Origin of the sequence: Cytobacillus sp. Bva_UNVM-123 (assembly GCF_046351715.2) — a bacterium.
GTDB lineage: Bacteria > Bacillota > Bacilli > Bacillales > Cytobacillaceae > Cytobacillus.
The window spans coordinates 2,346,615-2,372,679 of record NZ_CM177772.1 but is presented as its reverse complement, the minus strand read 5'-3'; the positions used below and the strand labels follow the sequence as shown (position 1 = coordinate 2,372,679).

Sequence of the window (26,065 nt, the reverse complement as noted above, 5' to 3'; positions counted from 1 at the left end):
AACGAGCATGCTGTGAGCATGCTCGTTTTTACATTTTTCCTAATAAAAACCCGCTAAAGGCAAATATTATTCCGCTTAAATAAGTTAAACAAATATACATGATTGCCAGGATTTTTTCTTTCCGTTCAAAAAGCTGTATGGCTTCTAAATTAAAAGTTGAAAACGTTGTGAATGCACCTAAAAATCCGGTACCAACAAATAAATGAACGTTACTATTTTCTACATTACCCAATACAAATCCTAAAACAAACGAGCCAAGTACATTAACGATAAAAGTGGCTATCGGGAATTTACTTGTATATTTCGCATTAAATAATTTTGTACATGAATAACGACAAACTGCGCCAAAAAAACCACCAATCACAACGAAAAGGATGTGAATCATCGCTGTTCACCAACTTCTTTTCGATGATAATAGCCTAAATAAGCTGCAATTATCCCTCCAAACACACTTAGCATTATGTAAATGAAAGCATTAAAATAATGCCCAAAATAAATAAATTGAACTGTTTCTATACTAAATGTAGACATCGTTGTAAATGAGCCGATAATTCCTGTACCGATAGCTAATACAAGTTTGGATTCGCTTCTTCCATACTTCTTAGCCATTCTCATCAATAAACCAAGAAAAAAGGCACCAACAAGATTGGCACACAATGTACTATAGGGAAATGAGTTGCTCCCATTATGAGTAAATAAAATAGAGACAAAATATCTTAATAAGCTGCCGATTCCTCCACCTATGCCAATCAATAGGTATGTCAAAACATCCCCTTCTTTCTATTCCAATACTTTCTTATTTTAGCGTAAATATGTGTAAAAAAAAATGCATTCAAATAGAATGGCAAAAAGTTCTTGAGTAACTCGGTTTAATTTTAGGAAATATAATAATGATTCATTTTAAAAAGGGGTGGTTAAATGAGAAGCAAAACGTTTCTTTCTATAGGATTAGCTGCAGTTCTTCTATCTGCATGTGGAGTTAATAATGATGGGAATGGCGTAAAAAATACAGCTTACCGAAATCGAGATATGAATGAACCAACGAGAGTAAATTACCCTGGTAATTACAACAATGCAGGTTATTACAACGGTGCAGGGAATCGTTATAATGGCATTAGGGATGTTAATAACGATACGATCAATGGTCGAATGAATGATGGTGTTCGAAATACGAATATCGGAAATAATCTGTCGAACAATACTCATAATGCAACATCTAGAATGCGTGTGGCTGACAGGGCAGCAGATAAAATCGCTTCCATGCCTGAAGTAGATTCCGCAAATGTAATTGTAACTGACAATAATGCTTATGTTGGTGCTCGCCTAGCTAATGGAAAGAATTTATCTCGAAATCTTGAGCGAAAAATTGCCGATCAAGTAAAGTCTGCCGATCGAGATATTAATGATGTGTATATATCCGTAAACCCAGATTTTTACGATAGAGTAACGAACTACTCAAATGATATTCGGAATGGAAAGCCAATTGAAGGTTTTTTTGATGAATTCACAAATACCATTAAACGTGTATTCCCTACACATATAAATAAATAAATTCCAAACAAAGAGGATCTTACGTTCATTTTTCGTTTGATCCTCTTTTCATGCACTAAAATCCGTATTGCATAAAAGAAGAACTGCCAAAACGGGTTTGAAATGCACCTTCTTCTTTCATTTCAATTATTTTATATACATTTTTTAAGGCCTCAATTATAAAAACACCTTTATTCAGCATAAGGCAGTCAGCCCGTAAACCCATATAAGCATCTGTTAATTCTGTTCTTACTGGCAGACCTGTTTTCGCTTGTTTTTCAAGAACACCTGTCGCCCAAATTACTGGTGTGTGGCTTGCTTCACATATATTCAAAATTTCTTCCTGAACGAAAGCTAATTCGGTAAATCCTAATTCTACAGCTAGATCCCCTCTCGCAATCATAATTCCAAAGGAATCAAAATGAAGGCCCTCATGAATAATTTTAGCTAAATAACGGACCGCTTCCTTCGTTTCGATTTTCGCTATGACACTTATCTTCTTCGTTGGCATCGATTGAATACGCATCCTGAACTTTTCTAAATCTCTTGGATGATGAACAAATGAAAGTCCAATAATATCCGCAAGTTCATGTACGAGCGGAAGTTGCTTTATATCTTCATCTGTTACTGAAGGCAAAATGAAATGAACAAGAGAATCAGGGAAATTGAGCCCATTTTCTTCACTCATTTTTACTGCCCGACCTTTCGTTTGCAAGATTTTGATTTGAAGCCAATCATCTGAGATGGAATTGATTTCACCGATTATTTTCCCGTCATCAATATAAACTTTATCTTTTAGACGAGCATTAAGAAGTGCATTTACTTCATTTATGGAAATGATATTAGGTAAGTCTTCTTGACTTTTTATTGAATTTTTCTGTTTCATTATCGTAATTTGGTCGCCATTACTTACTTTAATAAAAGCTCTTCCATTTTTATGACTAAATGGGGAATGAATTTTCTGTACTCTTATTTTGGGACCAGCTAATTCCATTTGAATTTTACATTTTGGTTCTTCACAACCTATCTCCTTTTCCGCTGCCCTTATTGCCTTTACAATTGCTCTCCATTCATTTGGAGTGTCATGTGCACAATTAATTCTGGCAATATTCATACCATGTAATAGTAGTTTTTTTATTACTATTTGTTCTTTAAGTATTTTTGAGTCAATTGTTACCATAACCGAGTTATTTTTTTTACCGAATATTTCTTTGGTACGCTTCTCTTTTATTAGCGTTGCGAGCTTAGGATTTAAATTAGCCTTTTCTTCATTATGATTTAAATGACAAAGCATTTTAAGTATCGAATAGTGAATATGTGCTTTCATATGGTGAAAAGATGTAAACCCTTCTTGTAAAAGGAGTTGATCGATTTGTTTCTCATTCCACTTTCTCAAACAAAGATAAGAATAAAGATTATGAATACTATGATACTTACTTAAATCTTCATATTCTATTTCAACTGTTAATTTCTCTAATTCTTCTTTCATTTTTAAAAGCCACATTGTTAAAGTTTGATTATCTAAGTCCAATGATGTATCATTGCTCATCAACAAATCACCTTCTAGACATGTATCGAATATAGATAACAGTATATGAATTTATTTCATGTCATGTGAGAACAGAAACATTACAAAAAAAGCCAGCTAAAAATTTAGCTAGCAGTTTAATTCCTTTTATGCATTTTGGAAATAGTCCTTATAATACCCACCGATTTTTTCAGTATTATCGATAATAAAATAAAATTCTTCTGTTTCATTTTTAACTTCGTATACTTTCCCAACTGTAAGTGCTCTGTTCACAATATATTTTGCAGCATCAGTATGTATACATTTCACTTTTTTCAATGTTTGTCGATCATGCCAGTTTTTATGAATCATCGTAATTACTCCTCACTATCTATATAAGATTTCCTCATAATAGTATATAGAATTATGACTTTCTGTCGCAAGCTTCAGCGTCGTTTTTTTATAAAAAAATAACAACGAATATATATGAGGGACATCTCTCTTCGCCATTCCCGAAATTTTCCCCTCAGGGAAAAATTTGAAAGACATTTTGACTGCAGTTTCTCGGAATTTTGTCCTTCAACAACACTTTGAAGGACATTTTGACTGCAATTTCTCGGAATTTTGTCCTTCAACTTCACTTTGAAGGACATTTTGTCTGCAGTTCTACGGAATTTTGTCCTTCAGCTTTACTTTGAAGGACATTTGCCTACAGTTCCATTGAGATTTATAAATGAATCAATTTAAACATACTCTGAACCATAGAGCGAAATAGGTTCATGATAAATCGGATGCTGAAATTGTACTTGAAAAGGCCGTTCTCCTCTTGTATTGAGAGTATGATAAACAATTCCTTTTTCGGATAAAGGCTCACAAAAGAAAATGTTTGTATTTCCAATACGAACCCCTGCCATTTTTGACATTAAACTATTGTTAATCGGAGCATGAATACTGTCTAAATTAAACAGCCGTGACCAATCTTCCGCTGTATTCTCACAATTTTTAGCAGCAAAATAAATGGCTTTGAGATCATTATTTTCTAATTTCCGATCAATCATTCCTTTTGCTTTCATTTCTGCATATCTTTCGACATCATTCTGCTCCCACTCAATAAAAAAAGGATACAGCAATGGGATCGATTGTCTTACAAATAACATTTTCCATTTTAGCACAGAGCCATCCTCTCTTTTTCTGCTGCCATTAAAGATTGGTAAAGTCTTACAACCTTTCTCCTCAAGATTCCTTTTAACTTCCACAATATCTGTTGTTCTAAAGCATATTTGTGCAATACCTTCTCCCTTAGGTAAATCAGAAACTAATTGTGAAACAAGCGGATTATCAGAATTATTTGCAGACATCATATCGTTGATGCTTAAAAATTCAATGTAGGATGAATGGAAATAGAGCAAGCTATTGAATGTACCCCATTGCTCATGATTCCCACCCATTACAGCTTTATAGCCAAATGTTTTCCACATATTTACCGCTTCTATTGGATGATTATTCATAAAATGAACAACATGGTCTAACTTTACTTCCATTTACCTCCACTCCTTACCTATCCCAAAATAAGTAAATATCCATATCATTATCATACAAATTCAATTTAATTTCGTCTATTATTCACGACTTTTTTTAAATTAGGGTTTTCAAAATGAGTAAAAACGTTTAAAATGGAATGAATAAAGAGAATATTCAATCCATTACTAGGAGGAATGCTACATGAAAATCATGAGTAATGAACAGTTGGTCGTCTCGTATCGTGATGCATTAAAGTCTGGTTCGGAGAAAGAATGGATTAGGATATTGAAAACAGAAATTACCAAACGTGGATTAAAGCCTTTTAAAAAGTAGTAATAACGTCGTAACTAAATATGAATGATTAAAATGAATGATTAAATGCGGAGTGATTCGATCACTCCGCACTTTTTATTTTATGCTTCGAATAATAAAGATTCTGGGTCTTCTATTAATTCTTTTATGTGGCTAAGAAATGTAACAGCTTCTTTTCCGTCAACAATTCGATGATCATATGATAGTGCAATATACATCATTGGTCGATTTTCAATTTTATCTTCATCGATGGCAATCGGGCGAATTTTTATCGAATGCATCCCAAGTATCCCGACTTGTGGTCCATTCAAAATAGGCGTAGATAATAATGAACCGAAAACACCACCATTTGTAATCGTAAACGTTCCGCCCTGTAAGTCTTGTAAGGAAAGTTTATTATTTCTTGCTTTATTTGCGAGCTCTAAAATATCTTTTTCGATTTCAGCAAAGTTTTTGCGATCCGCACCTCTCACGACTGGTACGACTAGACCTTCATGAGCAGATACGGCAATCCCAATATCATAAAACTTTTTAATGACAATTTCATCACCTTGAATTTCAGCATTTAATAACGGGGATCTTTTCAATGCCGCAACAACAGCCTTTGTGAAAAATGACATAAATCCAAGCTTAACATCATTTTCTTCAAAAAATTTGTCCTTTCTACGTTTCCGAAGATTCATCACGTTTGTCATATCAACTTCATTGAACGTTGTTAACATTGCTGTTGTTTGCTTCACTTCAAGCAAGCGATTTGCAATCGTTTGGCGCCGACGTGACATTCGTATACGCTCTACCATTTCATTATCTTGTTTAGCTGGCTCTCCTACTAAAGGGGCATTTGCATTTGGTAAGTTAACAGCTTTCTTCTCTGGATTATATAATGAAACATCTTGTGCGCGCACTCTACCAAGCGGATCATTTGTCGGGACTTCGGTTAAGTTTATTCCTTTTTCTCTCGCAATTTTTCTTGCTGCTGGTGAAGCAATTGGGCGCTGTTGCTTTTGTGCATTTTCAACTTTTAAAGGTACTTGTTGCTCAACTACTTTAGGTTCCTCTTCTACAACAATCGATTCATCAATGGTAGGAGTGCTAACTTGCTGTGCATTTTCATCAATGACAGCAATGCTTTCTCCAACATTTACAGTATCGCCTTCCTGCACCATTATTTCATTTAAAACACCACTGTATTCAGAGATAATCTCCACATTTACCTTATCTGTCTCAAGCTCAACAAGATAATCACCTTTATTAATTTGATCACCTTTATTTTTAAGCCATTTAGCAATTGTTCCTTCAGTTATCGATTCTGCAAGCTCAGGCACTTTTATTTCAGCCATATTCATTTCCTCCATCTTACTTAATCGTAAAAACTTCTTCAATAATACGTGCTTGTTCTTTCTTATGAACGTTCGGATCTCCTTCAGCAGGGCTCGAGCGACGACGTCTTCCACTATAAAGAACTTCTACACCTGCTGGTGCAATATGTTTCAGCCTTGGTTCAACAAAATTCCAAGCACCCATGTTTTTCGGTTCCTCTTGTACCCATATTATTTCCTGTAAGTTTGGAAAACGTCGAACAATTTGCGAAATAACCTCTAATGGAAATGGATAAATTTCTTCAACTCGTAATATGTGAAACCAATCTTTGTTTTCAATATTTTTTAGACTTTCAGCTAAATCAATTGTCATTTTTCCAGTAGCTAAAATGATCCGGGTTACTTTTTCAGTTGCTAGACCTAGTCCACTTTGTTCTATAACGGGTTGAAACTCACCTTCACTTAATTCCATTCCAGCCGAAGCGACAAGTGGATGGCGCAATAAACTTTTCGGTGACATGATAATAAGTGGGCGCACTTCTTCATGATTAAGAATGGCTGCCTGTCTTCGTAAAATATGAAAATACTGTGCAGATGATGATAAATTAGCTACTGTCCAGTTGTTTTCTGCTGCTAAGCTTAAAAATCTTTCAAGTCGCGCGCTTGAATGCTCTGGACCTTGACCTTCATAACCATGTGGTAGCAGCATGACTAGACCCGACTTTTGTCCCCATTTCGCCCTACCTGCACTAATAAATTGATCAAATATTACTTGAGCAGAGTTTGCAAAATCTCCATATTGCGCTTCCCAAATGACCAATGTTTCTGGAGCAAATACATTATATCCATATTCAAATCCAAGAACAGCGGCTTCAGATAAAGGACTATTATGGATAGCAAACGAGGCTTTTGCAGATGAAAGTATATGCAAGGGTGAATATGATTTTCCAGTATGACTATCATGAAGAACAATATTCCGCTGTGCAAATGTCCCCCTTTCAGAATCTTGACCCGTTAAACGGATAGGTGTTCCGTCTGATAAGATCGATGCAAATGCTATCGTCTCAGCCAATCCCCAATCAATTCTTCCATCTTCCTCAAAAGCAGACAATCTTCGTTTTAAAATTTTTTCAAGCTTAGTAAAAACATTAAAATCATCTGGCCATTGTAAAAGCTCTTCATTGATTGCTTTTAATCTCTCCATTGGTACAGCCGTTTTTATTTTTTGAAAGCCTTTTTCGATAAATTCAGGTGGACCTAATAATTCAATATTCTTTTTATGGTTTACAACCTTTTCATAAGAGCTTTTAAGTTTTTCATTTACAAATGCGTCAACTTCTTCTAAATCATCATCCGATAATATGGATGCACTTATTAATTTTCGCCCGTACAAATCCTTTACTGTTTTATGTTCATGAATAATCTTGTACATTAATGGATTAGTAGTCATCGGTTCATCCATTTCATTATGACCAAATCTACGGTAGCCAATTAGATCGATAAGAAAATCCTTTTTATACTTCGATCTATATTCACATGCTAATCTTGCTGCAGCGATACATGCTTCAGGATCATCCGCATTCACATGCAAAATCGGAATTTCATACCCTTTTGCTAGATCGCTTGAATATCTTGTAGAACGAGAATCAAATGATTCCGTCGTGAAACCAATCGTATTATTCGCAATAATATGAATCGATCCACCTGTATTATACCCTTCTAATTGGCCAAGATTTAATGTTTCAGCTACTATTCCTTGCCCTGGAAATGCCGCATCCCCATGTATTAAGATTGAAAGGGCAGAATCAGGACTTCTTTCCGGATACCCTTTTTCATTTCGAGTATCTTGGGCAGCTCTCGTAAATCCTTCCACAACTGGACTAACAAATTCAAGATGACTAGGATTATTTGCAAGGGTTAAACGAGTTATCGTCGTATTTTTGTCTTTAATTTGTTTGTCAAGACCAAGATGATATTTCACGTCTCCTGTCCACCCATAATTAATTCCAATAGAGCCCTCAGATGGAACAAGCTCTTTATTAGGTGCATGCTGAAATTCAGAAAAAATCATCTCATATGGTTTACTAAGCACATGGGCAAGTACATTTAAACGGCCGCGATGAGCCATTCCAATATTTATCGTTTTTGCCCCATTTGCAACTGAATTTGAAATAATTTCATCAAGCATTGGAACCATCGAATCGAGACCTTCAATCGAAAATCGTTTTTGCCCAACAAATGTTCGATGAAGAAATTTTTCAAAGCCCTCTACTTCTGTTAGTCTTTGAAAGAGCATTTTCTTTTCTTCATTTTTTAAAGAAAGATGAAGATTACCTGATTCGATTTTCCTTCTAAGCCATTCTTTTTCTTGCTCGTCATAAACATGATGAAATTCAAAAGCAATGGTACCCATATAGACCTTTTTTAAATGTTCAATTGCCTCTAGACCATTTCTTAATGGAACATGGGCATTTTTACAAATAAATTCGGCCGGTACAGCCAATAGATCCTCCACTGTTAAGCGATAACTTGTTAAATCAAATAACTTCTGCTCTTGTTTAACATTTCCTAATGGATAAATATTAGCTGATAAATGACCATATGCACGAATATTATCAGCATAGCGAATGGCTGCTAAAATCTTTTCTAAATGATTAGAATTTGTCACAGGTTCACGAACCGCAGTACGGCTATTTTCCGTTTCCATCAAAGGAGAACCAGTTGCTTCGAAATACGCTCTAATTTCCGGATCGATTGAATCAGGATCAGCTAAAAAGTTTTCATATAATTCAATGACATAGCCAAGGTTCGGGCCATGAAAGCCTTGCGTATAAGACTTCTCGAAAATCTTCGGCTTTTTCATCGAAAAACCCCCATCATTATTAGTATTACTTATTCATTATCCTCTCCAAAATCATTACATTCATAAATCTTATTTTGGAATAATAAATTAGGTTAAAAAATTTTTTCACTGCCATTCTATCATGTTCAAGTAAGATGTTAAAGGTTTTAACTATGTTCATAGTGAAAATTAATTTATTTACCCTAATTTAGTTTACATAATATTTTTATGTTCAACTCAATACTTGTATTTCTTAAAATTATTTGAATAATGTTAAAAATCATTGACTTTTAAACATATATTAGTGTAAAGTTTAGAGAAAAATTGAAAAGCTTTCTTATCAAGAGAGGTCGAGGGTTAGGCCCTATGACGCCTCAGCAACCATCAATCGAAATTAGATTGAAAAGGTGCTAATTCCTACAAGTTTACTTAAAAACTTGAAAGATAAGAAGAATGACTAATTAATGGTGAAAGTCTTCTTCTTATAGAAGGCTTTTTTTGTTGGCAAAAATAATTAAAGGGGTGCAAATAATGCATAAAATAGACACGATTCTTACTCAAATTGGAAATCGAAGTGAAACTAAAACAGGATCTGTCAATCCACCAGTCTATTTTTCAACTGCCTATCGCCATGAAGGGATTGGCAGATCCACTGGTTTTGATTATATCCGAACAGGAAATCCTACAAGACTTTTACTTGAAAATGCCATAGCTGAACTTGAGGCTGGGGATCAAGGCTATGCCTGCAGTTCTGGAATGGCGGCTATCCTTACTGTTCTATCACTCTTCCAATCAGGGGATGAATTTTTAGTTTCGAAAGATTTATATGGAGGGACATATCGACTTTTCGAACAAGGCTTTAAAAAATGGGGGCTACATTGTAGATACATTCAATCCCTGTCAGCTGAAAGATTGGAAAAGGAAATTTCCCCTCAAACAAAGGCTATTTTCATTGAAACCCCTACTAATCCATTAATGGAACAAACAAATATTGCAGAAGTAGCGAAAATCGCGAAGCAATACAATCTTTTGCTAATCGTTGATAATACATTTTATACCCCACTGCTGCAACAGCCATTAAAGCTTGGAGCAGATATCGTCGTCCATAGTGCAACGAAATATTTAGGTGGCCATAATGATGTGTTAGCCGGTTTAATCGTTGCGAAAGGAAAAGAATTATGTGATTGTATAGCGCTCCATCATAATTCTTCTGGTGCTGTTTTAAGTCCATTCGATTCATGGCTCCTTATTAGGGGGATGAAAACCCTCTCGCTACGGATGGAACGTCATGAGAAAAATGCGAAGGAAATTGTAACATTTTTAACGAACCATGAGGCCGTTACAGATGTTTTATATCCTGGTCGCGGCGGAATGATTTCTTTTCGAATAAAACATGAAAGTTGGGTAAATAAATTTTTGCAGAGCCTTTCCCTTATCACTTTCGCCGAAAGCCTCGGCGGTGTAGAAAGCTTTATTACATACCCTGCTACACAAACACATGCTGATATTCCAGAGCATATTCGAATTGAAACAGGTGTTTGTAATCGATTATTACGTTTTTCGGTTGGGATTGAAAATAGCGAGGATATCATTCATGACTTACAATATGCTTTTGCAGCGGCATTGAAGGAGGTCCATCAATGAATTTCTTGGATAGACTAAAAAATGAAATATTAATTGCTGATGGTGCAATGGGTACCCTTCTCTATTCTTATGGAACAGGCAGCTGTTTTGAACAATTAAATCTTTCACATGCTGAACAAATTCAACAAATTCATGAAGCTTATATAGAAGCTGGTGCGGATATCATTCAAACAAATACTTATGCAGCCAATTATTTAAAGCTACAAAGATATGGACTTGAAGATAGTGTGAAGGAAATTAATACTGCTGCCGTAAAAAATGCGCGAAAAGCTGTTAAAGGATCAACATTTGTTGCAGGAACAATTGGTGGTGTTCGTGGCATTAAACCAAATATGGTTGCAATTGATGAAATTAAACGAAGCTTTCGTGAACAGTTATACTGCCTCTTACTTGAAGGGGTTGATATCCTTCTCTTTGAAACGTTTTACGACTTGGAAGAGCTTGAGCATGTATTAACAATTGCGCGAAAAGAGACTACATTACCAATAATTGCTCAAGTCTCGCTTCATGAAATCGGAATTCTGCAAAATCAAACACCCTTGACAGAAGCATTTAACAAACTTGAAGCACTTGGGGCTGATGTTGTTGGCATTAATTGTCGTCTTGGTCCCCACCATATGCTAATGACGCTTGAAGATGTACTTATTCCTAAAAAAGCCTATTTATCAGCATATCCGAATGCAAGCATGCCTGCATATACAGATGGTAAATTCCATTATAAAGGAGATTCAGAATACTTTAGGCAATCTGCAAAAGCTTTTCGAGGTCAAGGTGTGCGATTACTCGGGGGCTGCTGTGGAACAACACCCGAACATATTCGCGCATTTTCGAAAGAGCTTAAAGGATTGCCGCCGATTTTGGAAAAGAAGATTAAACATCGAAAACAAATTCAAATTTCAACATTTGATAACCCAAGAAGGGAACATCCTCCACTTGAGGAGATTGTCAAAGAAAGAGCATCCATTATCGTTGAACTCGATCCACCAAGAAGCTTAAATACTCATAAATTTTTCGAGGGTGCAAAAGCATTAAAAAACGCTGGTATTGATGCCATTACATTGGCAGATAATTCTCTTGCTACACCAAGAATATGTAATTCCGCTCTTGGTTATCGCGTCAAAAAAGAGATTAATATAAGACCTTTAGTTCATATTACATGTCGTGACAGAAACATTATAGGTTTGCAATCTCATTTAATGGGTCTTCACACTCTCGGGTTACATGATGTATTAGCCGTAACGGGAGATCCAGCAAGAGTTGGGGACTTTCCAGGCGCCTCTTCAGTTTATGACCTATCTTCATTTGAACTTATACAAATGATTAAACAATTAAATGATGGATTATCAATCTCAGGTAAGGAGCTAGCCCAGAAAGCAGCATTTTCTGTTGGAGCTGCCTTTAACCCAAATGTAAGATCCCTTGAAAAAGCAGTTCAACGTTTAGAAAAAAAGATTTCATTTGGAGCTGATTATTTTATTAGTCAACCTGTATTTTCTGAAGAAAAATTAACCGAAGTTTATCAATCTGTTAAACATTTAAAAACACCAATTTATATTGGTCTTATGCCCTTAACAAGCAGTAAAAATGCAGAATTTCTGCATAACGAAGTTCCTGGCATTAAAATATCTGATAAAATTCGCAATCAAATGGCATCTTTTCATGACAATCCCATACAGGCTGCCCGTGAAGGTGTTGCCATCACTAAATCATTAATTGATGCTGCTGCGGATCTATTTAATGGAATTTACTTCATTACTCCGTTTATGCGTTATGAGCTGACTGTTGAATTATCAACTTATGCCCAAGAAGTAAGCGCAAAAATTTTGAGGAGGAAACAAAGTGCAGAAATTACAATTGGCTGAACAACTACAGAAAAAAATTCTCATAATGGATGGCGCAATGGGTACGATGCTTCAAAACGCTAATTTAACTCCTGAAGATTTTGGTGGTGAAGAATATGAAGGCTGTAATGAATACTTAAATGTAACCGCCCCTGATGTTATTACAAAAATTCATCTGGAATATTTATATGCAGGAGCAGATATTATCGAAACGAATACGTTTGGGGCAACAAGCATCGTTTTAGCGGATTATGGGCTTGCTCATAAAGCATATGAGCTTAATAAAAAAGCCGCACTATTAGCCAGAGATGCATGTAATCGACTTTCAACTTCATTATGGCCACGTTTTGTTGCAGGGGCATTAGGTCCAACAACAAAAACATTAAGTGTTACAGGTGGAACAACATTTGAAGCACTCATAAGCTCATATGAAGAACAAGCATTAGGGCTGATTGATGGCAATGTAGATCTCCTTCTACTTGAAACAAGTCAAGATATGCTAAATGTGAAAGCTGGATTTATTGGAATTCAGAATGCATTCAAACAAGTTGGAAAGAGCTTACCACTAATCATATCTGGAACAATCGAGCCGATGGGAACGACATTGGCTGGACAAACAATTGAAGCCTTTTATATATCTTTAGAGCATATGAAGCCATTAGCTGTCGGATTAAATTGTGCAACTGGACCAGAATTCATGCAGGATCATATTCGTTCGTTAGCTGGACTTGCTACAACTGCTGTTAGCTGTTATCCAAACGCAGGTTTGCCTGATGAGGAAGGACAGTATCACGAAACACCTGAATCTCTAGCAAAAAAACTGGCAGGCTTCGCTTCGGAAGGATGGTTAAATATTGTTGGGGGGTGTTGTGGAACAACACCAGAACATATTAAAGCTATTGCGAATGAAATGAAGAACTATTCACCTCGTATATATGAAAAAAACTCAATTCATAAAGTATCAGGCATAGATCCTTTTATTTACGATGACCCTACCCTCAGACCAATCATGGTAGGTGAACGAACGAATGTCATTGGTTCCCGAAAATTTAAACGATTAATCAAGGAAGGAAAATTCGAGGAAGCAGCAGAAATTGCCCGTGCTCAAATAAAGAACGGTGCTCATGTTATTGACGTTTGTCTTGCTGACCCAGATCGCGAGGAAATAAATGACGTCGAAAATTTCATGAAAGAGTTAGTAAAGAAAGTAAAAGCTCCCCTTGTCATCGATTCAACAGATGAGAAAGTAATTGATAAAGCTCTTACATATTCTCAAGGAAAGGCAATCATAAATTCGATTAATCTTGAGGATGGAGAAGAAAGATTTGCAGTTACGGCTCCCCTCGTTCACAAATATGGTGCTGCGGTTGTTGTAGGCACAATTGATGAAAAAGGCATGGGTGTAACAGCTGAGAAGAAGCTAGAAATTGCTAGGCGCTCATATGAACTACTTGTAAATAAATATGGATTTCAGCCAGAGGATATCATTTTTGACCCTCTCGTCTTCCCTGTCGGTACAGGTGACGAACAATATATCGGGAGTGCTAAAGCGACAGTTGATGGAATTCGGTTAATTAAAGAAGCATTACCTAAAGCCCAAACAATCCTTGGGATAAGCAACGTTTCTTTCGGTCTGCCTCCTGTTGGCCGTGAAGTGTTAAACTCAGTGTTTTTATACCATTGCACTCTCGCTGGTCTAGATTATGCAATTGTAAATACAGAAAAACTCGAACGGTTTGCTTCAATTCCTAAGGAAGAAGTAATGTTAGCAGAAAAGCTGCTTTTTGAAACAAGTGATGAATCATTAGCTGTATTTACTGATTTTTATCGTGATAAGAAAAAAGAGCAAAAAAGCATAATGCCAGACATGACACTGGAAGAACGGCTTGCCTACTATATTGTCGAGGGTACAAAAGAAGGACTCATTCCAGATTTGGAAGAAGCACTTCGACAATATCCTGCTCCCTTAGACATTATTAATGGACCATTAATGAATGGAATGAAGGAAGTTGGTCGACTATTTAATGATAACCAATTAATTGTCGCGGAGGTGCTCCAAAGTGCTGAAGTGATGAAAGCCTCCGTCTCATTTTTAGAACCACATATGGAAAAGGATGACGCAACAGCTGGGAAAGGAAAAATTGTTCTAGCGACTGTTAAAGGAGATGTTCATGATATTGGGAAAAATTTAGTGGATATCATTTTAAGCAATAATGGCTATGAAGTTATTGATCTTGGGATTAAGGTTACACCTGCAGAGCTCGTTGAAACAATTAAAAGAGAAAAACCTGATATGGTAGGCTTATCAGGCTTACTCGTAAAATCAGCACAACAAATGGTCATAACCGCACATGATTTAAAACAAGCTGGGATTAATATTCCTATCCTTGTTGGTGGAGCAGCACTTTCCCGCAAGTTTACTGATACGAAAATTGCGAAGGAATATGATGGTCTTGTGTTATATGCCAAGGACGCGATGAACGGATTATCCCTTGCAAACCAACTACAAGATCCGACAGAATATGAAATATTAAAAACTCATCACGTAAAAAAACAGTCAGCAGCTATGAATGTAATCCCTTTTGACAGAAGCAATGTAGCAATAGCAACTGCAGTAAAACCGAGACCTAAGCTTGATACGAATGTGACAGTCAAAGTACCCCAAGATTTAAAACGGCGTATATTGAAATCATATTCACTAGATCATATTGAGCCTTATATAAATAAGCAAATGCTCATTGGCCATCATCTGGGCTTAAAAGGCAAGTTAGAGAATCTTCTTGCCCTAAAAGATGTGAAAGCAATTAAGATAAATGAAATGATCGATCAATTAATTATTGATTCTAAAACAAACGGCTGGATTCAGCCAGCAGGCATTTATCAATTTTTCCCTGCTCAATCTGATGGAGATAAGATATTAATCTATAATGCTCAGCAAACAGAAATTATTGAAACATTTGAATTCCCTCGACAAGAGGTTGAACCCTATCTTTGCTTAGCAGATTACTTAAAATCAAAAGATAGCGGGCAAATGGATTATATCGCTTTCTTCACCGTTACTGCTGGAAAAGGGATTCGTCGGATCGCCGATGAGTTAAAGGAACAAGGGAGATTTCTCGAATGTCATGCCTTACAATCACTTGCATTAGAAAGTGCTGAAGGCTTTGCCGAATTCATTCATCGACAAATTAGAGATCGCTGGGGCTTCCCTGATCCAATTGATATGACCATGAAAGATCGGTTTGCTGCTAAATATGTTGGACAGCGCTATTCGTTTGGTTACCCTGCTTGTCCTGACTTAGAGGACCAGCGAAAGCTTTTCAAGTTAATAGCTCCTGAGGATATTGGTGTGCGATTAACAGAAGGCTGTATGATGGAACCAGAAGCCTCTGTTTCTGGGATCGTTTTTGCTCACCCACAAGCAAGATATTTTAATGTATTAAAGGCTTAATCCAATATTTTGAATATCATAAAATTAGCATTCGCCATTACTAGTGGCGAATGCTTCGTCTTTCTTATATGATTTATTAGTGGGGTGATTTTTTAGCACTCACACTTATTACACTGTCATTTCCTGGATTAAATTCGATATGAATATAAAGACTAAACTCCTCTCCACTTTCAACTAACAAAAGCTTAAATTTCTCTATTGATAAATTTTCTTTATCTTGTCTCCCAATATGTTGATAATCAACGATTTTTGCTGTTGGATATTTCTCCTTTGCTGTTTTCATAGCTAATTGACCCCATTTTGCATAGGATGAGCCAGCAGACTTTGCTTCGGTAAAAGACGTGAAATTAAAAAAGATAATAATCAACATAAACATTTTCCCACATAATTTAGTCTTCATTTTTCACCCATTTCATAATCATCTATGACCTCATCTCGGATTCGTTCCTCTTCTTCTTGAACAGAAATATATGTAATTTGTTCTTGTAACAAATGATGCAGTAGATCTTTATCCTCTTCAATATCAAATTTATTTTCTTTTTTCATCCTGCCGAAATTCCTCCAAACATTGTGAAAGTTACGTATTATTATGGGATTAAAAAGACATTTCATGTAGATGGATGATAGGAAATTTTTTGAATAGTTTTGATAGCGTGATATACATCACAAAACTTTTATTTGTTTATCTTTATAATTGACATCATAATAGGAATATTAGTAGTAGGTGATAAAAATGGATTACAAAATTCATACGCTATTTTCTGAAATTGGTGGGGCGGAAACAATTGAAAAGCTCGTGAATGCTTTTTATCCTCGTGTATATGCAGATAAGGATTTAAGCCCACTATTTGAAGGAGATATGGAAGAAATTAAACGAAAACAACGAATGTTTCTCTCCCAGTTCACTGGTGGCCCTCCACTTTATAGCCAGGAATTCGGACCACCTGCAATGAGGGAACGTCATTTGCCATTTGAAGTAACACCAAAAAGAGCTAAATGTTGGCTTCGTTGTATGAAGGAAGCCTTTCAGGAAATTGGTCTTGATGAACAGCCTGCCGGAAAAGCCTTTTTCGATCGATTAACACAGGTCGCTGGTATTATGGTAAATTCCCCCGATCATGAATAGACAATAACTTAATCAGGTGGAGAAGTTATATGAGAACGATATACCTTCTTCACTGCATGGATATCTTATTCATACTAGCAAATTATGAAGTATGTTTTATTCTTTTCTTTAGATTTTCTGCATGTGCAAGAATGATAATAATGATTAATAAAGCAAGCACCCATATAGGAGAAATTGCGTTTTGAAAAAAATAGATTGCGAATGGGATAAAACAGAGTGATGCCAATCCAGATAAAGTGAAGCTTTTTGTAAACGGATATACAAGAAGAAACACAATGATGATAGCTGGAATGACGAAAGGTTCAAACGTAATAACTCCTCCAATAAACGTAGAAATCCCCTTACCTCCTTTGAAACGGAAAAGAATCGGTTTAATATGACCAATTACAGCTAATGTTAATCCAATTAATTGCTCCACTTCTGTAAGAACGAGCAATCTTCCGATTATAATAATAAGACTTCCTTTAAAAGCATCGCCAAGAAACGTCACAATAAACGCCTTTTTACCATATAAACGTCCTGCATTTCTTGCTCCAGGATTACCTGAACCACTGATTTGAAGATTTGAATGATGAAAGATCTTCACAAATAAATAACCAGTTAATACATTTCCGATAAAATAAGAACCAATATAATAAAGGATTGCCATCATAAGTAAACTCCAGTCGTTCAAATTCAATTTCTCTTATTAACACATGCTTTAACTATATTATGATCGAAAGATGGACTAGTTTCAATAACGGTTTAAAGCCCCAAAAAGGTTTCATCCTTTTCGGGGCAGCAAAACTTAACTTAATTAAGGAGTCAACTTTAATTTTCCTAACTGCTTATATGAGCCTAGATCATATGAAGTAATTGTATTTGGTGACATCATATATAAAGCATCATCGATATACAAAATACGGTCAATATTATTTTCCCACTCTTCATATGGGGCTTTCCCATCATGATGGGTTATTTTTGTCTGTAATGAAAACCCTTTATCTAAATTTATCCGATAAACATATGCACCTTGAAATGTAAAAGTAGATTCTTGTTCCAATTCATTTTTAGTCTTATTATTTTCATAGACGGTTATTGGAAAAGCAAAGATATTTTTGTTCTTATCAAAAAGTAAAGCTTTATGGTCATAGTTTAATGGTGAATACGTTCCTCTTCCCCCAATAATTTCTGTGAACTTTTCCTTTGGATTTTTCATATCACTTACATCAAATAAAGAAATTTTAACCCCGTTTGTAATAATAATTGGCTGATTTCCTTGACCTTTTCCAGCCAATACTTTCGTGTCATATCCGAAGCCGATTAAATGATTTTCATCATAAGGATGAAGGTAATTACTGAAGCCGGGTATCTTTAACTCTCCTAAAACCTTCGGCTGCCGAGGATTCGAACCATCAATAACGAATAATGGATCGGTTTCCTTGAAGGTGACAAGATAAATACGGTCATTCATGAAACGAGCTGAATAAATTCGTTCTCCTCTAGCTAAATCTTCTAGTTTGCCAACTTGCTTTAAGTTTTCATCAAGTATATAAAGATTATTAGCAGAAGGTCGATTATCATCCCATACTTGGCCTTTTGTCGTTGCTATACGAAAAAACCCTTTATATTCATCCATCGAAAATTGATTCAACACGGTCCCAGGTACTTCATTTGAATTTAGAAAATCGACTGCCATCCCATTAACTGCATATTTATATACCGTTGTGTTTGGACTATACGATTGACTACCTTCTTTGTCTAAAGGAATATAATTCGTAATGGCAAGATAAAGATTGTTTTTTGACATATAAATTTGATTTCCACTTCCCAAATAAGTTGATAATTTAAATTCTGTTCCTGGCTTTTCTAAGTCTATTACCGCAATATTCGTGAAATTGGCTTCATTAGAATCAGGAAATAATTGAATGTCATCATATTCAACTGCCTGCACCTCACCATTCTTGGCGGAATCATAATATTTAGGACGAATATCAATTTCAGGATTTTCTTTTAAGAGCCATATTTCCGGATATTTATTTACGATCAAATATGCTTTCCCTTCCATTAAGCGTGAAGCAACTAAATAACCTTCAATATCTATCTCTCTTATTTTCTTTGGTGCTTTTTTATTTTTTACATCATAAATAATGACTTTCGTTGTTTCTTGAATGGGCGCAATCTTAAAATCCCCTTTCATTTTCCTAGATGTATCATTTGTTTTCTCGTAGCTGTATCCCATGACAATCAATTGGTCTTTGTGTAAAAAAAGTTCATTCGGATAAAATGATTCATTAAATGAAATAAGCGTTTCTAATGACATATTATTTGCTGGGAGTGCATTCACAATATGGAGCTTCCCATCCTTTACTTGATAAATATATGTGCCATCAGATTTCACCATATCTCCTTCATCGATTCCTTGAACTTGCACATTTGTTTCGGAGTATGCATTGCCAGAGGCAGAATCCGATTTTGAAGATTCCTTGCTTTTTCCGGTAGCGAAAAACGTTTTTTCTTCTTCTTTTAACCTTTTTAATAAATACGCATTTAAATTACTTTTTGATTCTGCTTTTGGCAAAGATTCTTTAACTGTAAAGCTTATTTTTTCAGCTTTGGCTAAATTTCGTCCAAGATTTGATTTAACCTCATTTGTGACATACAACGTATAATTGGGATTGTGGGTGTTATACCCATCTTCTGGAGGAATAATTATAATGGCTGTTTTATCATCATTTAATGTAATGGCGACATTTTCTTTTTCACCCTTTTCATTTAAAACATACACTGTTTTTTCATTAATACTTGTTGGATCGAGCTTATTTGTAAATTGAATCATCCATATTTTGTTCTTTAAAACAGACTTTTTATCGTCTACTTCACTTACAACCTTCAATTGTGTACTCAGGAAAACGGTTAGCAAAATAACAATAAATGATATTGTTGTACTAAAGAAAAACCATTTTTTCTTCATCAGCTTCACTCCTTTATTGCAATTGACGGAAGAGAACCAATTTTTGTTACATTTTCTTTACAATAATTATCCAGAAAAAAACCTCCCTTATTTCGGGAGGATTCTAATGCTCATCTTACCAATCTGCCGTTTTTTCAAGTAATGTATCAATCTCTATATACTTCACCAAATAGTTATAATCGTCATCTGCCAATTCTGTTGTCTTTTCTAATAGTTGATCAATATCAGCTTTTTTTAAAATCATCATGATCCTCCTTTTTATCAAGGAATGAAAAGAATAGCTATGATTTATTAAACTGTTCGGATGGTTCTTTTTCTTTTTGGGGGTTATGTACTTTATAACGAACATTTTATTTTAATTTATTTTACAATTTAATCCAATATCTGTAAAGCAATAAGGCAATTAATTAGATAGGCACAATCTAACAACAAATAAATATACTATAATTGATCAGAAACTGAATAGAATGAAATCATTAGAAGGTGTTAAAACGGATGGGTACAAAAGTATATTCTTATGAATTTGCAAAGCTATTACACGCTGCACTTTTACGAGGACAAAACGAGCAACACTTAACCGTAAACGAACTTCTTAAAGAAATTGTCAGGCAATTAGAGCCCATTATTAAAAATTAACATGACAGCAAAAATATGATGAAAGGTACAATCTAACAAAAAGAAATCGGAACTTCCGATTTCTTTTTGCATTTATTTAATTGCTTTGTTAAATTATTCTATTAATTATGATATGATATGTAACCGAATGATTGTTTCATAGGAGGGATTCATTTGCATTATTTAAGACAGCGGTTCCTTATTCTTTTAATAGGATTTATCTTCCTCTTCCCATCTAATTCCGAAGCACATCCTGGTGCACGTGATGAGTTAGGCGGCCATTTTCAACGATCAGATTGTGTTTACCATTTACATAATCCAACAGAGCTTGCTAAAAAGGCCAAAAATATGCCCGAATTAATTGAACTTATAAAAAAATACAATAATAATTCTGGCTGTTCTTCCCGATTAAATGAAGACCAGATTGACTTAGAAGGTTATTCTTTTCCAACAGATAGCCAACAAACAAAACAGGAAACCCCTGTGAGTTCCAACAAAAACACTAAGCAGACAAATCCTGAGGGCAACTTGAAGCTAGGACAGCAATATCCTGCTGAGCTATTGAAATGTGTTGACGGGGATACCGCACATTTTAATATTAAGGGAAAAACATATAAAACAAGATTTCTTTATATCGATACACCCGAAAGTACGAATCGAATCGAACCATATGGAAAAGAAGCTAGTGAATATACATGCTCATTTTTAAAACAAGGAGAAATTATTCTTGAAACAGATGGAAATGCTTTATTTGATAAATATGATCGGTTGCTTGCTTGGGTTTGGGTAGATGGGAAACTTCAACAAGAGGAAATTACGAAAGCTGGTTTAGTGAAAGGTTTTTATGATTATGGAAATTATTTATATGAGGAAAGAATTATTTCAGCGATGGAGGAAGCGAAAAGCTCAGGACGAGGAATGTATGCTACCGAGCAAAAGGACAAGTCATCAACTGAACGTACTGAAAAACAAAAAAATAAGGAGACAGAGACAAATACAAACTCAAATGGGAAAGACTATCAATCAATTGGATCTGGGATTATCATTTTGATTGTCATCAGTCTCTTGCTTTCAATTTTGAAGAGGAAAAAAGGAAAACGATGAAGGATGAGCCACTTTCTGTTATCAACTAGAGAGTGGTTTTTTTCTTGAAATTTAGGAAGGTGTTTTTATTTATGGTAATATCCATTAATTGATTATTATATTGGAAAAACTTCAAAATATATCATTCACTAGTTTGTCAAAAATACAACAGTCCTGAAAACGTTTATATATCAACTTTTATTCTCCTTCGCCCTACTTTCATCAACATGTAAATTATTTCCTTACTTTTTTTGTCACAAAATCATAAATTGACCTATGTTATTATCATCTACACAGTGGAAATGTGATTATGTTTCAAGCCATTCATTTAAATCTAGCAAAAGTTATTTTTGCTAGATTTAATTTGTGAATTATTTAACAATAGTTTTTCTTTTATGGAAAGGGATGGAAATTGCATGAAATCAAAAAAGGTTATGCTGGCTGTTGTAGGACTTTTTACAGCGATGCTGCTAAGTGGATGCGATTTAGTCGTATTTCAACCACAAGGTCCTTCGGCACGGAGCATTACAAACCTCATCAACTGGTCACTTTTATGGATGCTCCTAATTGTTATTGTAGTAATAACATTATTTATCGTCATTATTTGGAAGTATCGAGAAAAACCAGAAAATATGGATTATGAGCCTCCAGAGGAGCACGGTCACACTTTGCTTGAAGTTATCTGGACAGGTATTCCAATTATCATTGTTATCGCTTTAACAATTCCCACTGTAAAAACCTTATATTCCTTAGAAAAGATTCCTGATGGCTATGAAAATAAAGAACCTATTACGATTAATGTTACATCTGCTGATTGGAAATGGATCTTTAGCTATCCTGAACAAGGAATTGAAACCGTTAACTATGTAAACATTCCGGAAGATCGTCCCGTTCATTTCAAGCTTACATCTTCAGGAACGATGCAGTCGTTTTGGATACCGGCATTAAGTGGGCAAAAATATACGATGAATAAGATGGAAACTGAATTGTATATTGTTGCGGACCACCCTGGTTCATATGTAGGTAAAAATACAAACTTTAATGGCCGTGGATATGCTGACATGGAATTTGAAGTGCTTTCCCAAACAGAAAAGGATTTTCAAAAATGGGTTAAAGAAGCACAAACAAAGGCACCAAAACTGACAGAAAAACAATATGAAGAGCTTCTAAAACCTACTGTCCTTGGACGATCAACATACTCTAATACTCATTTAGAATGGGTTAACCATGCTGATCATAATTCTAAAACATTTACAAACCCAGAATTATATCGTGGCCATGATTATCCAGGAAAAATCTTTGAAAATAAAGATCAACAACAAAACTTGGAAAATGGCAACCATACAGAACACGGAGATGAGCAACATGGACATTAAATGGGATAAAATATTTATTACTGGTGACCCGTTAATTCTCGGCTCACAGATTGCTATTCTCGTAACAACGCTCGCCATCATAGGTGGACTTACTTATTTTAAAAAATGGAAATGGCTTTGGCGGGAATGGTTAACAACAGTCGATCATAAAAAAATTGGAATAATGTATATTTTAGCAGCCGTCATTATGTTTTTCCGTGGTGGAATGGATGGCCTCATGATGAAGGCGCAAACAGCCGGACCAGAAATGGACTTTTTGGATGCACAGCATTATAATGAGGTATTTACAACCCATGGCGTTATCATGATTTTATTTATGGCTATGCCTTTCCTTATTGGATTAATGAACTTTATTGTGCCATTACAAATTGGAGCAAGGGATGTTGCCTTCCCTCAATTGAACGCTCTAAGTTTTTGGCTTTTCTTCAGCGGGGCAATGCTCTTTAATATTTCATTCGTCGTTGGGGGCTCTCCTGATGCTGGATGGACTGCTTATTTTCCGCTTGCAGGGAAAGAATTTAGTCCAGGTATCGGAAATAACTTCTATGCAGTTGCTATTCAAATAGCTGGTATTGGGACTTTAATTTCAGGGATTAACTTTATTGTAACCATTTTGAAAATGAGAACGAAAGGCATGACATTAATGAAAATGCCGATGTTCCCTTGGACAACTCTCATTACATCAATCATTATCGTTGCAGCATTTCCGATCTTTACTGTCGCACTTGCCCTAATGACATTTGATCGCCTATATGGAACACATTTCTTTACATTGTCTGGTGGCGGACTTGATATGCTTTGGGCAAACCTATTCTGGTTATGGGGACATCCTGAAGTATATATTGTTGCCCTACCTGCATTTGGCATTTTCTCAGAAGTCATTGCTACCTTCTCACGGAAAACATTATTCGGATATAAAGCTATGGTCGGTTCGATTATTGGGATTGCATTTCTAAGTATGCTCGTGTGGGTTCATCACTTTTTTACAATGGGCTCTGGTCCAGCTGTGAATTCTGTTTTCTCCATTACAACAATGGCAATTGCCATCCCTACTGGAGTAAAAATGTTTAACTGGTTATTTACCATGCGAAAAGGTCGGATTAAAATGACGACATCTATGCTTTGGGCCTTAGCCTTTATTCCAAACTTTTTAATTGGTGGGATTACTGGAGTAATGCTTGCAATGGCAGCAGCTGATTTCCAATATCATAACACATTATTTTTAGTTGCTCACTTCCACTATGTATTAATTCCGGCAGTCGTTTTTGCTGTGTTCGCTGGACTTTACTATTGGTGGCCAAAAATGTTCGGCTTTATGCTTAATGAAAAACTTGGAAAATGGCATTTCTGGTTATTTGTCATAGGCTTCAATGTTACGTTCATGCCTATGTTCTTCCTCGGATTAAATGGTGCAGTAAGAAGAGCTTATACGTATTCAGCAGAATCAGGGTTTGCCCCACTATTCTTAGTTTCAGCAATCGGTTCCGTCATTTTAGCAGCTGGTTTTGCGATCTTCTGCTATAACATTTATTGGAGTTATCGCCATGCAGATCGAAATATACCAAGTGACCCTTGGGACGCTAGAACTCTTGAATGGTCAACAGCAACACCTGTTCAATTTTATAATTTCGCAAAAACTCCTGAAGTTAATCGGCTTGATGAATTCTGGTATATGAAAAAAGAAAAACATGGTTTAACACTGAAAGACAGTGAACTAGAAGAAATCCATATGCCTAATAACTCTGGCTTACCTGTATTTATGGGTGGAGTATTCTTTGTGGCAGGTTTCTTCCTAGTATTTGAATGGCATATTGCTGCTGCCATCGCAACAATTGGTATATTCGCAGGTTTAATCATTCGTTCCTTTGATTATAACAACGGCTATCACGTAAAAATAAAGGATATAAAAGCAATTGAAAAATCATGGCGCACGAAAGATGGAGAGGTGCATAATCATGTCAGCTAATGTCAATACATCATTGCCGCTCGAATACCAAACCGAGCAAGACCGAATGAATATACTTGGTTTTTGGGTTTTCCTTGGAGCCGAGATTATTCTATTTGCAACCCTCTTCAGCGTATATGGTGTACTTAATCAACGTTTCGCTGGTGGACCAACACAACAGGATTTATTTGAAATCAAAGATGTAATCATTCAGACACTGTTGCTTTTAACTAGCAGCTTTACGATGGGACTTGCCATTTTCGAAATGCGCCGGCACAATCTTAAAGGATTAATTGCTTGGTTTATCATAACTTTAGCGCTAGGAGCTGGCTTCTTGTTCATGGAGGTTACGGAATTCACTCATTATGTTCATGAAGGGGCGACAATGCAAACAAGCGCATTCCTTTCTATCCTATTTGTTTTGCTTGGAACGCATGGTGCCCATGTGACAGTAGGAATTGGCTGGGCAACAATTGTCATAATCCAGCTTCTAAAAAGAGGATTAACACCTGTAACTGCTCGTAAAGCATTTATTATTGGTCTTTATTGGCATTTTCTAGATGTTGTCTGGATCTTTATCTTCACGTTTGTCTATTTGAAAGGATTGGTGGGCTAAATGGAAAAAAATAAAAAAAGCTTTCCGCTTAGTCACATCATTGGTTTTATATTTTCTCTCGTACTAACCTTTGGGGCGGCAGCAATTGCCTTAAAAACAGACCTTTCTCCATCCATTATTATGTGGATAATTGGAACGTTAGCGTTTTTACAAGCAGGAATTCAGCTCTTCATGTTCATGCACTTACGTGAAGGAGAAGATGGCTCGGCAAATGTCGTCAATATGGCTTATGCCGTATTTATGGCCGTCGTTATTGTCGCGGGTTCTATATGGGTAATGTCCTCAGGACATATGAAACATACAAACCATATGATGAATGAGGAACAAATGAATCATATGCATGAATAAGCTAAAAAACTGGCTCACTACGAAGTGGCCAGTTTT

At 35.7% G+C, this 26,065-nt stretch carries 24 protein-coding genes and 1 riboswitch; of the genes, 12 read left to right on the top strand and 12 right to left on the bottom strand.

Translation table 11 applies throughout. From position 1 onward, the window contains the following. Nucleotides 1-28 precede the first annotated feature (28 nt). On the bottom strand, nucleotides 29-385 hold the full coding sequence (gene crcB, locus KDN24_RS11785; protein ID WP_409972638.1) for a fluoride efflux transporter CrcB: 357 nt from the start codon (nucleotides 383-385) through the stop codon (nucleotides 29-31). Continuing rightward, nucleotides 382-765 (bottom strand): fluoride efflux transporter CrcB, encoded by a 384-nt coding sequence (gene crcB, locus KDN24_RS11780; RefSeq protein WP_409972637.1) that lies wholly within the window; start codon nucleotides 763-765, stop codon nucleotides 382-384. Before crcB (KDN24_RS11780) ends, crcB (KDN24_RS11785) begins: the two co-directional genes overlap by 4 nt. A 153-nt stretch (nucleotides 766-918) precedes the next feature. On the opposite strand from crcB (KDN24_RS11780), the gene KDN24_RS11775 reads away from it, so the two are divergent. Then, nucleotides 919-1,551 (top strand): YhcN/YlaJ family sporulation lipoprotein, encoded by a 633-nt coding sequence (locus tag KDN24_RS11775; RefSeq protein ID WP_409972636.1) that lies wholly within the window; start codon nucleotides 919-921, stop codon nucleotides 1,549-1,551. 55 nt (nucleotides 1,552-1,606) lie between these two features. Here the strand turns inward: KDN24_RS11775 and KDN24_RS11770 are convergent, their stop codons facing one another. From KDN24_RS11770 to KDN24_RS11760, 3 genes are all read right to left on the bottom strand, one after another. Next, complete coding sequence (locus KDN24_RS11770) at nucleotides 1,607-3,079, bottom strand: pyruvate kinase (protein WP_409972635.1); 1,473 nt, start codon at nucleotides 3,077-3,079, stop codon at nucleotides 1,607-1,609. Nucleotides 3,080-3,205: 126 nt separating this feature from the next. After that, nucleotides 3,206-3,409: a DUF6501 family protein gene (locus tag KDN24_RS11765; RefSeq protein WP_409972634.1), complete on the bottom strand. Its 204-nt coding sequence runs from the start codon at nucleotides 3,407-3,409 to the stop codon at nucleotides 3,206-3,208. Nucleotides 3,410-3,780: 371 nt separating this feature from the next. Next, entirely contained in the window at nucleotides 3,781-4,578 is a 798-nt protein-coding gene (locus KDN24_RS11760; RefSeq protein ID WP_409972633.1) for a VOC family protein, read from the bottom strand. A gap of 181 nt (nucleotides 4,579-4,759) precedes the next feature. Here KDN24_RS11760 and sda point away from each other — a divergent pair, with 181 nt between their 5' ends. Beyond that, the gene (gene sda, locus KDN24_RS11755; RefSeq protein ID WP_409972632.1) at nucleotides 4,760-4,891 is read left to right on the top strand and encodes a sporulation histidine kinase inhibitor Sda; all 132 of its coding nucleotides are present in this window, start codon (nucleotides 4,760-4,762) and stop codon (nucleotides 4,889-4,891) included. An 80-nt stretch (nucleotides 4,892-4,971) separates the two neighbouring features. Here sda and odhB read toward each other — a convergent pair whose 3' ends face one another. Further along, nucleotides 4,972-6,210, bottom strand: coding sequence for a 2-oxoglutarate dehydrogenase complex dihydrolipoyllysine-residue succinyltransferase (gene odhB, locus KDN24_RS11750; RefSeq protein ID WP_409972631.1), 1,239 nt, complete (start codon nucleotides 6,208-6,210; stop codon nucleotides 4,972-4,974). Between the two features lie 16 nt (nucleotides 6,211-6,226). After that, the gene (gene sucA / locus KDN24_RS11745; protein WP_491348427.1) at nucleotides 6,227-9,052 is read right to left on the bottom strand and encodes a 2-oxoglutarate dehydrogenase E1 component; all 2,826 of its coding nucleotides are present in this window, start codon (nucleotides 9,050-9,052) and stop codon (nucleotides 6,227-6,229) included. 313 nt (nucleotides 9,053-9,365) lie between these two features. Beyond that, nucleotides 9,366-9,482: riboswitch (SAM riboswitch) on the top strand. Nucleotides 9,483-9,562: 80 nt separating this feature from the next. Between sucA and KDN24_RS11740 the strand changes: the two genes are divergently transcribed. The 3 genes from KDN24_RS11740 to metH are packed head-to-tail and all read left to right on the top strand — an operon-like array spanning nucleotide 9,563 to nucleotide 15,967. Beyond that, nucleotides 9,563-10,675: a methionine biosynthesis PLP-dependent protein gene (locus KDN24_RS11740; RefSeq protein WP_409972630.1), complete on the top strand. Its 1,113-nt coding sequence runs from the start codon at nucleotides 9,563-9,565 to the stop codon at nucleotides 10,673-10,675. Further along, nucleotides 10,672-12,537 carry a bifunctional homocysteine S-methyltransferase/methylenetetrahydrofolate reductase gene (locus KDN24_RS11735; protein WP_409972629.1) on the top strand — a complete coding sequence of 622 codons (1,866 nt, stop codon included), beginning with the start codon at nucleotides 10,672-10,674 and terminating at the stop codon, nucleotides 12,535-12,537. Before KDN24_RS11740 ends, KDN24_RS11735 begins: the two co-directional genes overlap by 4 nt. Before the next feature lie 25 nt (nucleotides 12,538-12,562). Further along, on the top strand, nucleotides 12,563-15,967 hold the full coding sequence (gene metH, locus KDN24_RS11730; protein ID WP_409972806.1) for a methionine synthase: 3,405 nt from the start codon (nucleotides 12,563-12,565) through the stop codon (nucleotides 15,965-15,967). Between the two features lie 76 nt (nucleotides 15,968-16,043). Here the strand turns inward: metH and KDN24_RS11725 are convergent, their stop codons facing one another. Together KDN24_RS11725 and KDN24_RS11720 are read right to left on the bottom strand one after the other, a co-directional pair. Then, entirely contained in the window at nucleotides 16,044-16,367 is a 324-nt protein-coding gene (locus tag KDN24_RS11725) for a DUF3889 domain-containing protein (RefSeq protein ID WP_409972628.1), read from the bottom strand. Further along, nucleotides 16,364-16,513: a hypothetical protein gene (locus tag KDN24_RS11720; RefSeq protein WP_409972627.1), complete on the bottom strand. Its 150-nt coding sequence runs from the start codon at nucleotides 16,511-16,513 to the stop codon at nucleotides 16,364-16,366. The genes KDN24_RS11725 and KDN24_RS11720 overlap by 4 nt, the downstream gene beginning before the upstream one ends. 187 nt (nucleotides 16,514-16,700) lie before the next feature. Between KDN24_RS11720 and KDN24_RS11715 the strand changes: the two genes are divergently transcribed. After that, nucleotides 16,701-17,093, top strand: a complete 393-nt coding sequence (locus tag KDN24_RS11715) for a globin domain-containing protein (protein WP_409972626.1) — start codon at nucleotides 16,701-16,703, stop codon at nucleotides 17,091-17,093. 82 nt (nucleotides 17,094-17,175) lie between these two features. Here the strand turns inward: KDN24_RS11715 and KDN24_RS11710 are convergent, their stop codons facing one another. The 3 genes from KDN24_RS11710 to KDN24_RS11700 all read right to left on the bottom strand — a co-directional run bounded on the left by KDN24_RS11710 (nucleotide 17,176) and on the right by KDN24_RS11700 (nucleotide 20,290). Continuing rightward, nucleotides 17,176-17,745: a glycerol-3-phosphate acyltransferase gene (locus KDN24_RS11710; RefSeq protein WP_409972625.1), complete on the bottom strand. Its 570-nt coding sequence runs from the start codon at nucleotides 17,743-17,745 to the stop codon at nucleotides 17,176-17,178. 144 nt (nucleotides 17,746-17,889) lie between these two features. Then, nucleotides 17,890-20,046 carry a beta-propeller domain-containing protein gene (locus KDN24_RS11705; RefSeq protein ID WP_409972624.1) on the bottom strand — a complete coding sequence of 719 codons (2,157 nt, stop codon included), beginning with the start codon at nucleotides 20,044-20,046 and terminating at the stop codon, nucleotides 17,890-17,892. Between the two features lie 115 nt (nucleotides 20,047-20,161). Continuing rightward, nucleotides 20,162-20,290 carry a hypothetical protein gene (locus KDN24_RS11700; protein ID WP_409972623.1) on the bottom strand — a complete coding sequence of 43 codons (129 nt, stop codon included), beginning with the start codon at nucleotides 20,288-20,290 and terminating at the stop codon, nucleotides 20,162-20,164. Nucleotides 20,291-20,541: 251 nt separating this feature from the next. On the opposite strand from KDN24_RS11700, the gene KDN24_RS11695 reads away from it, so the two are divergent. The 6 genes from KDN24_RS11695 (at nucleotide 20,542) to qoxD (ending at nucleotide 26,029) form a co-directional block, all read left to right on the top strand. Continuing rightward, complete coding sequence (locus KDN24_RS11695) at nucleotides 20,542-20,682, top strand: YwzD family small protein (RefSeq protein ID WP_409972622.1); 141 nt, start codon at nucleotides 20,542-20,544, stop codon at nucleotides 20,680-20,682. A 153-nt stretch (nucleotides 20,683-20,835) separates the two neighbouring features. Next, complete coding sequence (locus tag KDN24_RS11690; RefSeq protein ID WP_409972621.1) at nucleotides 20,836-21,765, top strand: thermonuclease family protein; 930 nt, start codon at nucleotides 20,836-20,838, stop codon at nucleotides 21,763-21,765. 395 nt (nucleotides 21,766-22,160) lie between these two features. Beyond that, nucleotides 22,161-23,120, top strand: a complete 960-nt coding sequence (gene qoxA / locus KDN24_RS11685; protein WP_409972620.1) for a cytochrome aa3 quinol oxidase subunit II — start codon at nucleotides 22,161-22,163, stop codon at nucleotides 23,118-23,120. After that, nucleotides 23,110-25,086, top strand: coding sequence for a cytochrome aa3 quinol oxidase subunit I (gene qoxB, locus KDN24_RS11680; protein WP_409972619.1), 1,977 nt, complete (start codon nucleotides 23,110-23,112; stop codon nucleotides 25,084-25,086). Before qoxA ends, qoxB begins: the two co-directional genes overlap by 11 nt. Beyond that, nucleotides 25,076-25,681, top strand: coding sequence for a cytochrome aa3 quinol oxidase subunit III (qoxC, locus tag KDN24_RS11675; RefSeq protein WP_409972618.1), 606 nt, complete (start codon nucleotides 25,076-25,078; stop codon nucleotides 25,679-25,681). Before qoxB ends, qoxC begins: the two co-directional genes overlap by 11 nt. Further along, entirely contained in the window at nucleotides 25,682-26,029 is a 348-nt protein-coding gene (gene qoxD, locus KDN24_RS11670; RefSeq protein WP_491348426.1) for a cytochrome aa3 quinol oxidase subunit IV, read from the top strand. The last annotated feature ends 36 nt before the right edge of the window (nucleotides 26,030-26,065 follow it).

Excerpts from the sequence above, each read along its gene's own strand:
- crcB (WP_409972638.1), bottom strand. The coding sequence starts at position 385 with ATGATTCACATCCTTTTCGTTGTGATTGGTGGTTTTTTTGGCGCAGTT.
- KDN24_RS11775 (WP_409972636.1), top strand. The coding sequence starts at position 919 with ATGAGAAGCAAAACGTTTCTTTCTATAGGATTAGCTGCAGTTCTTCTA.
- KDN24_RS11770 (WP_409972635.1), bottom strand. The coding sequence starts at position 3,079 with ATGAGCAATGATACATCATTGGACTTAGATAATCAAACTTTAACAATG.
- KDN24_RS11765 (WP_409972634.1), bottom strand. The coding sequence starts at position 3,409 with ATGATTCATAAAAACTGGCATGATCGACAAACATTGAAAAAAGTGAAA.
- KDN24_RS11760 (WP_409972633.1), bottom strand. The coding sequence starts at position 4,578 with ATGGAAGTAAAGTTAGACCATGTTGTTCATTTTATGAATAATCATCCA.
- sda (WP_409972632.1), top strand. The coding sequence starts at position 4,760 with ATGAAAATCATGAGTAATGAACAGTTGGTCGTCTCGTATCGTGATGCA.
- odhB (WP_409972631.1), bottom strand. The coding sequence starts at position 6,210 with ATGGCTGAAATAAAAGTGCCTGAGCTTGCAGAATCGATAACTGAAGGA.
- sucA (WP_491348427.1), bottom strand. The coding sequence starts at position 9,052 with ATGAAAAAGCCGAAGATTTTCGAGAAGTCTTATACGCAAGGCTTTCAT.
- KDN24_RS11740 (WP_409972630.1), top strand. The coding sequence starts at position 9,563 with ATGCATAAAATAGACACGATTCTTACTCAAATTGGAAATCGAAGTGAA.
- KDN24_RS11735 (WP_409972629.1), top strand. The coding sequence starts at position 10,672 with ATGAATTTCTTGGATAGACTAAAAAATGAAATATTAATTGCTGATGGT.
- metH (WP_409972806.1), top strand. The coding sequence starts at position 12,563 with ATGGATGGCGCAATGGGTACGATGCTTCAAAACGCTAATTTAACTCCT.
- KDN24_RS11725 (WP_409972628.1), bottom strand. The coding sequence starts at position 16,367 with ATGAAGACTAAATTATGTGGGAAAATGTTTATGTTGATTATTATCTTT.
- KDN24_RS11720 (WP_409972627.1), bottom strand. The coding sequence starts at position 16,513 with ATGAAAAAAGAAAATAAATTTGATATTGAAGAGGATAAAGATCTACTG.
- KDN24_RS11715 (WP_409972626.1), top strand. The coding sequence starts at position 16,701 with ATGGATTACAAAATTCATACGCTATTTTCTGAAATTGGTGGGGCGGAA.
- KDN24_RS11710 (WP_409972625.1), bottom strand. The coding sequence starts at position 17,745 with ATGATGGCAATCCTTTATTATATTGGTTCTTATTTTATCGGAAATGTA.
- KDN24_RS11705 (WP_409972624.1), bottom strand. The coding sequence starts at position 20,046 with ATGAAGAAAAAATGGTTTTTCTTTAGTACAACAATATCATTTATTGTT.
- KDN24_RS11700 (WP_409972623.1), bottom strand. The coding sequence starts at position 20,290 with ATGATTTTAAAAAAAGCTGATATTGATCAACTATTAGAAAAGACAACA.
- KDN24_RS11695 (WP_409972622.1), top strand. The coding sequence starts at position 20,542 with ATGGGTACAAAAGTATATTCTTATGAATTTGCAAAGCTATTACACGCT.
- qoxA (WP_409972620.1), top strand. The coding sequence starts at position 22,161 with ATGAAATCAAAAAAGGTTATGCTGGCTGTTGTAGGACTTTTTACAGCG.
- qoxB (WP_409972619.1), top strand. The coding sequence starts at position 23,110 with ATGGACATTAAATGGGATAAAATATTTATTACTGGTGACCCGTTAATT.
- qoxC (WP_409972618.1), top strand. The coding sequence starts at position 25,076 with ATGTCAGCTAATGTCAATACATCATTGCCGCTCGAATACCAAACCGAG.
- qoxD (WP_491348426.1), top strand. The coding sequence starts at position 25,682 with ATGGAAAAAAATAAAAAAAGCTTTCCGCTTAGTCACATCATTGGTTTT.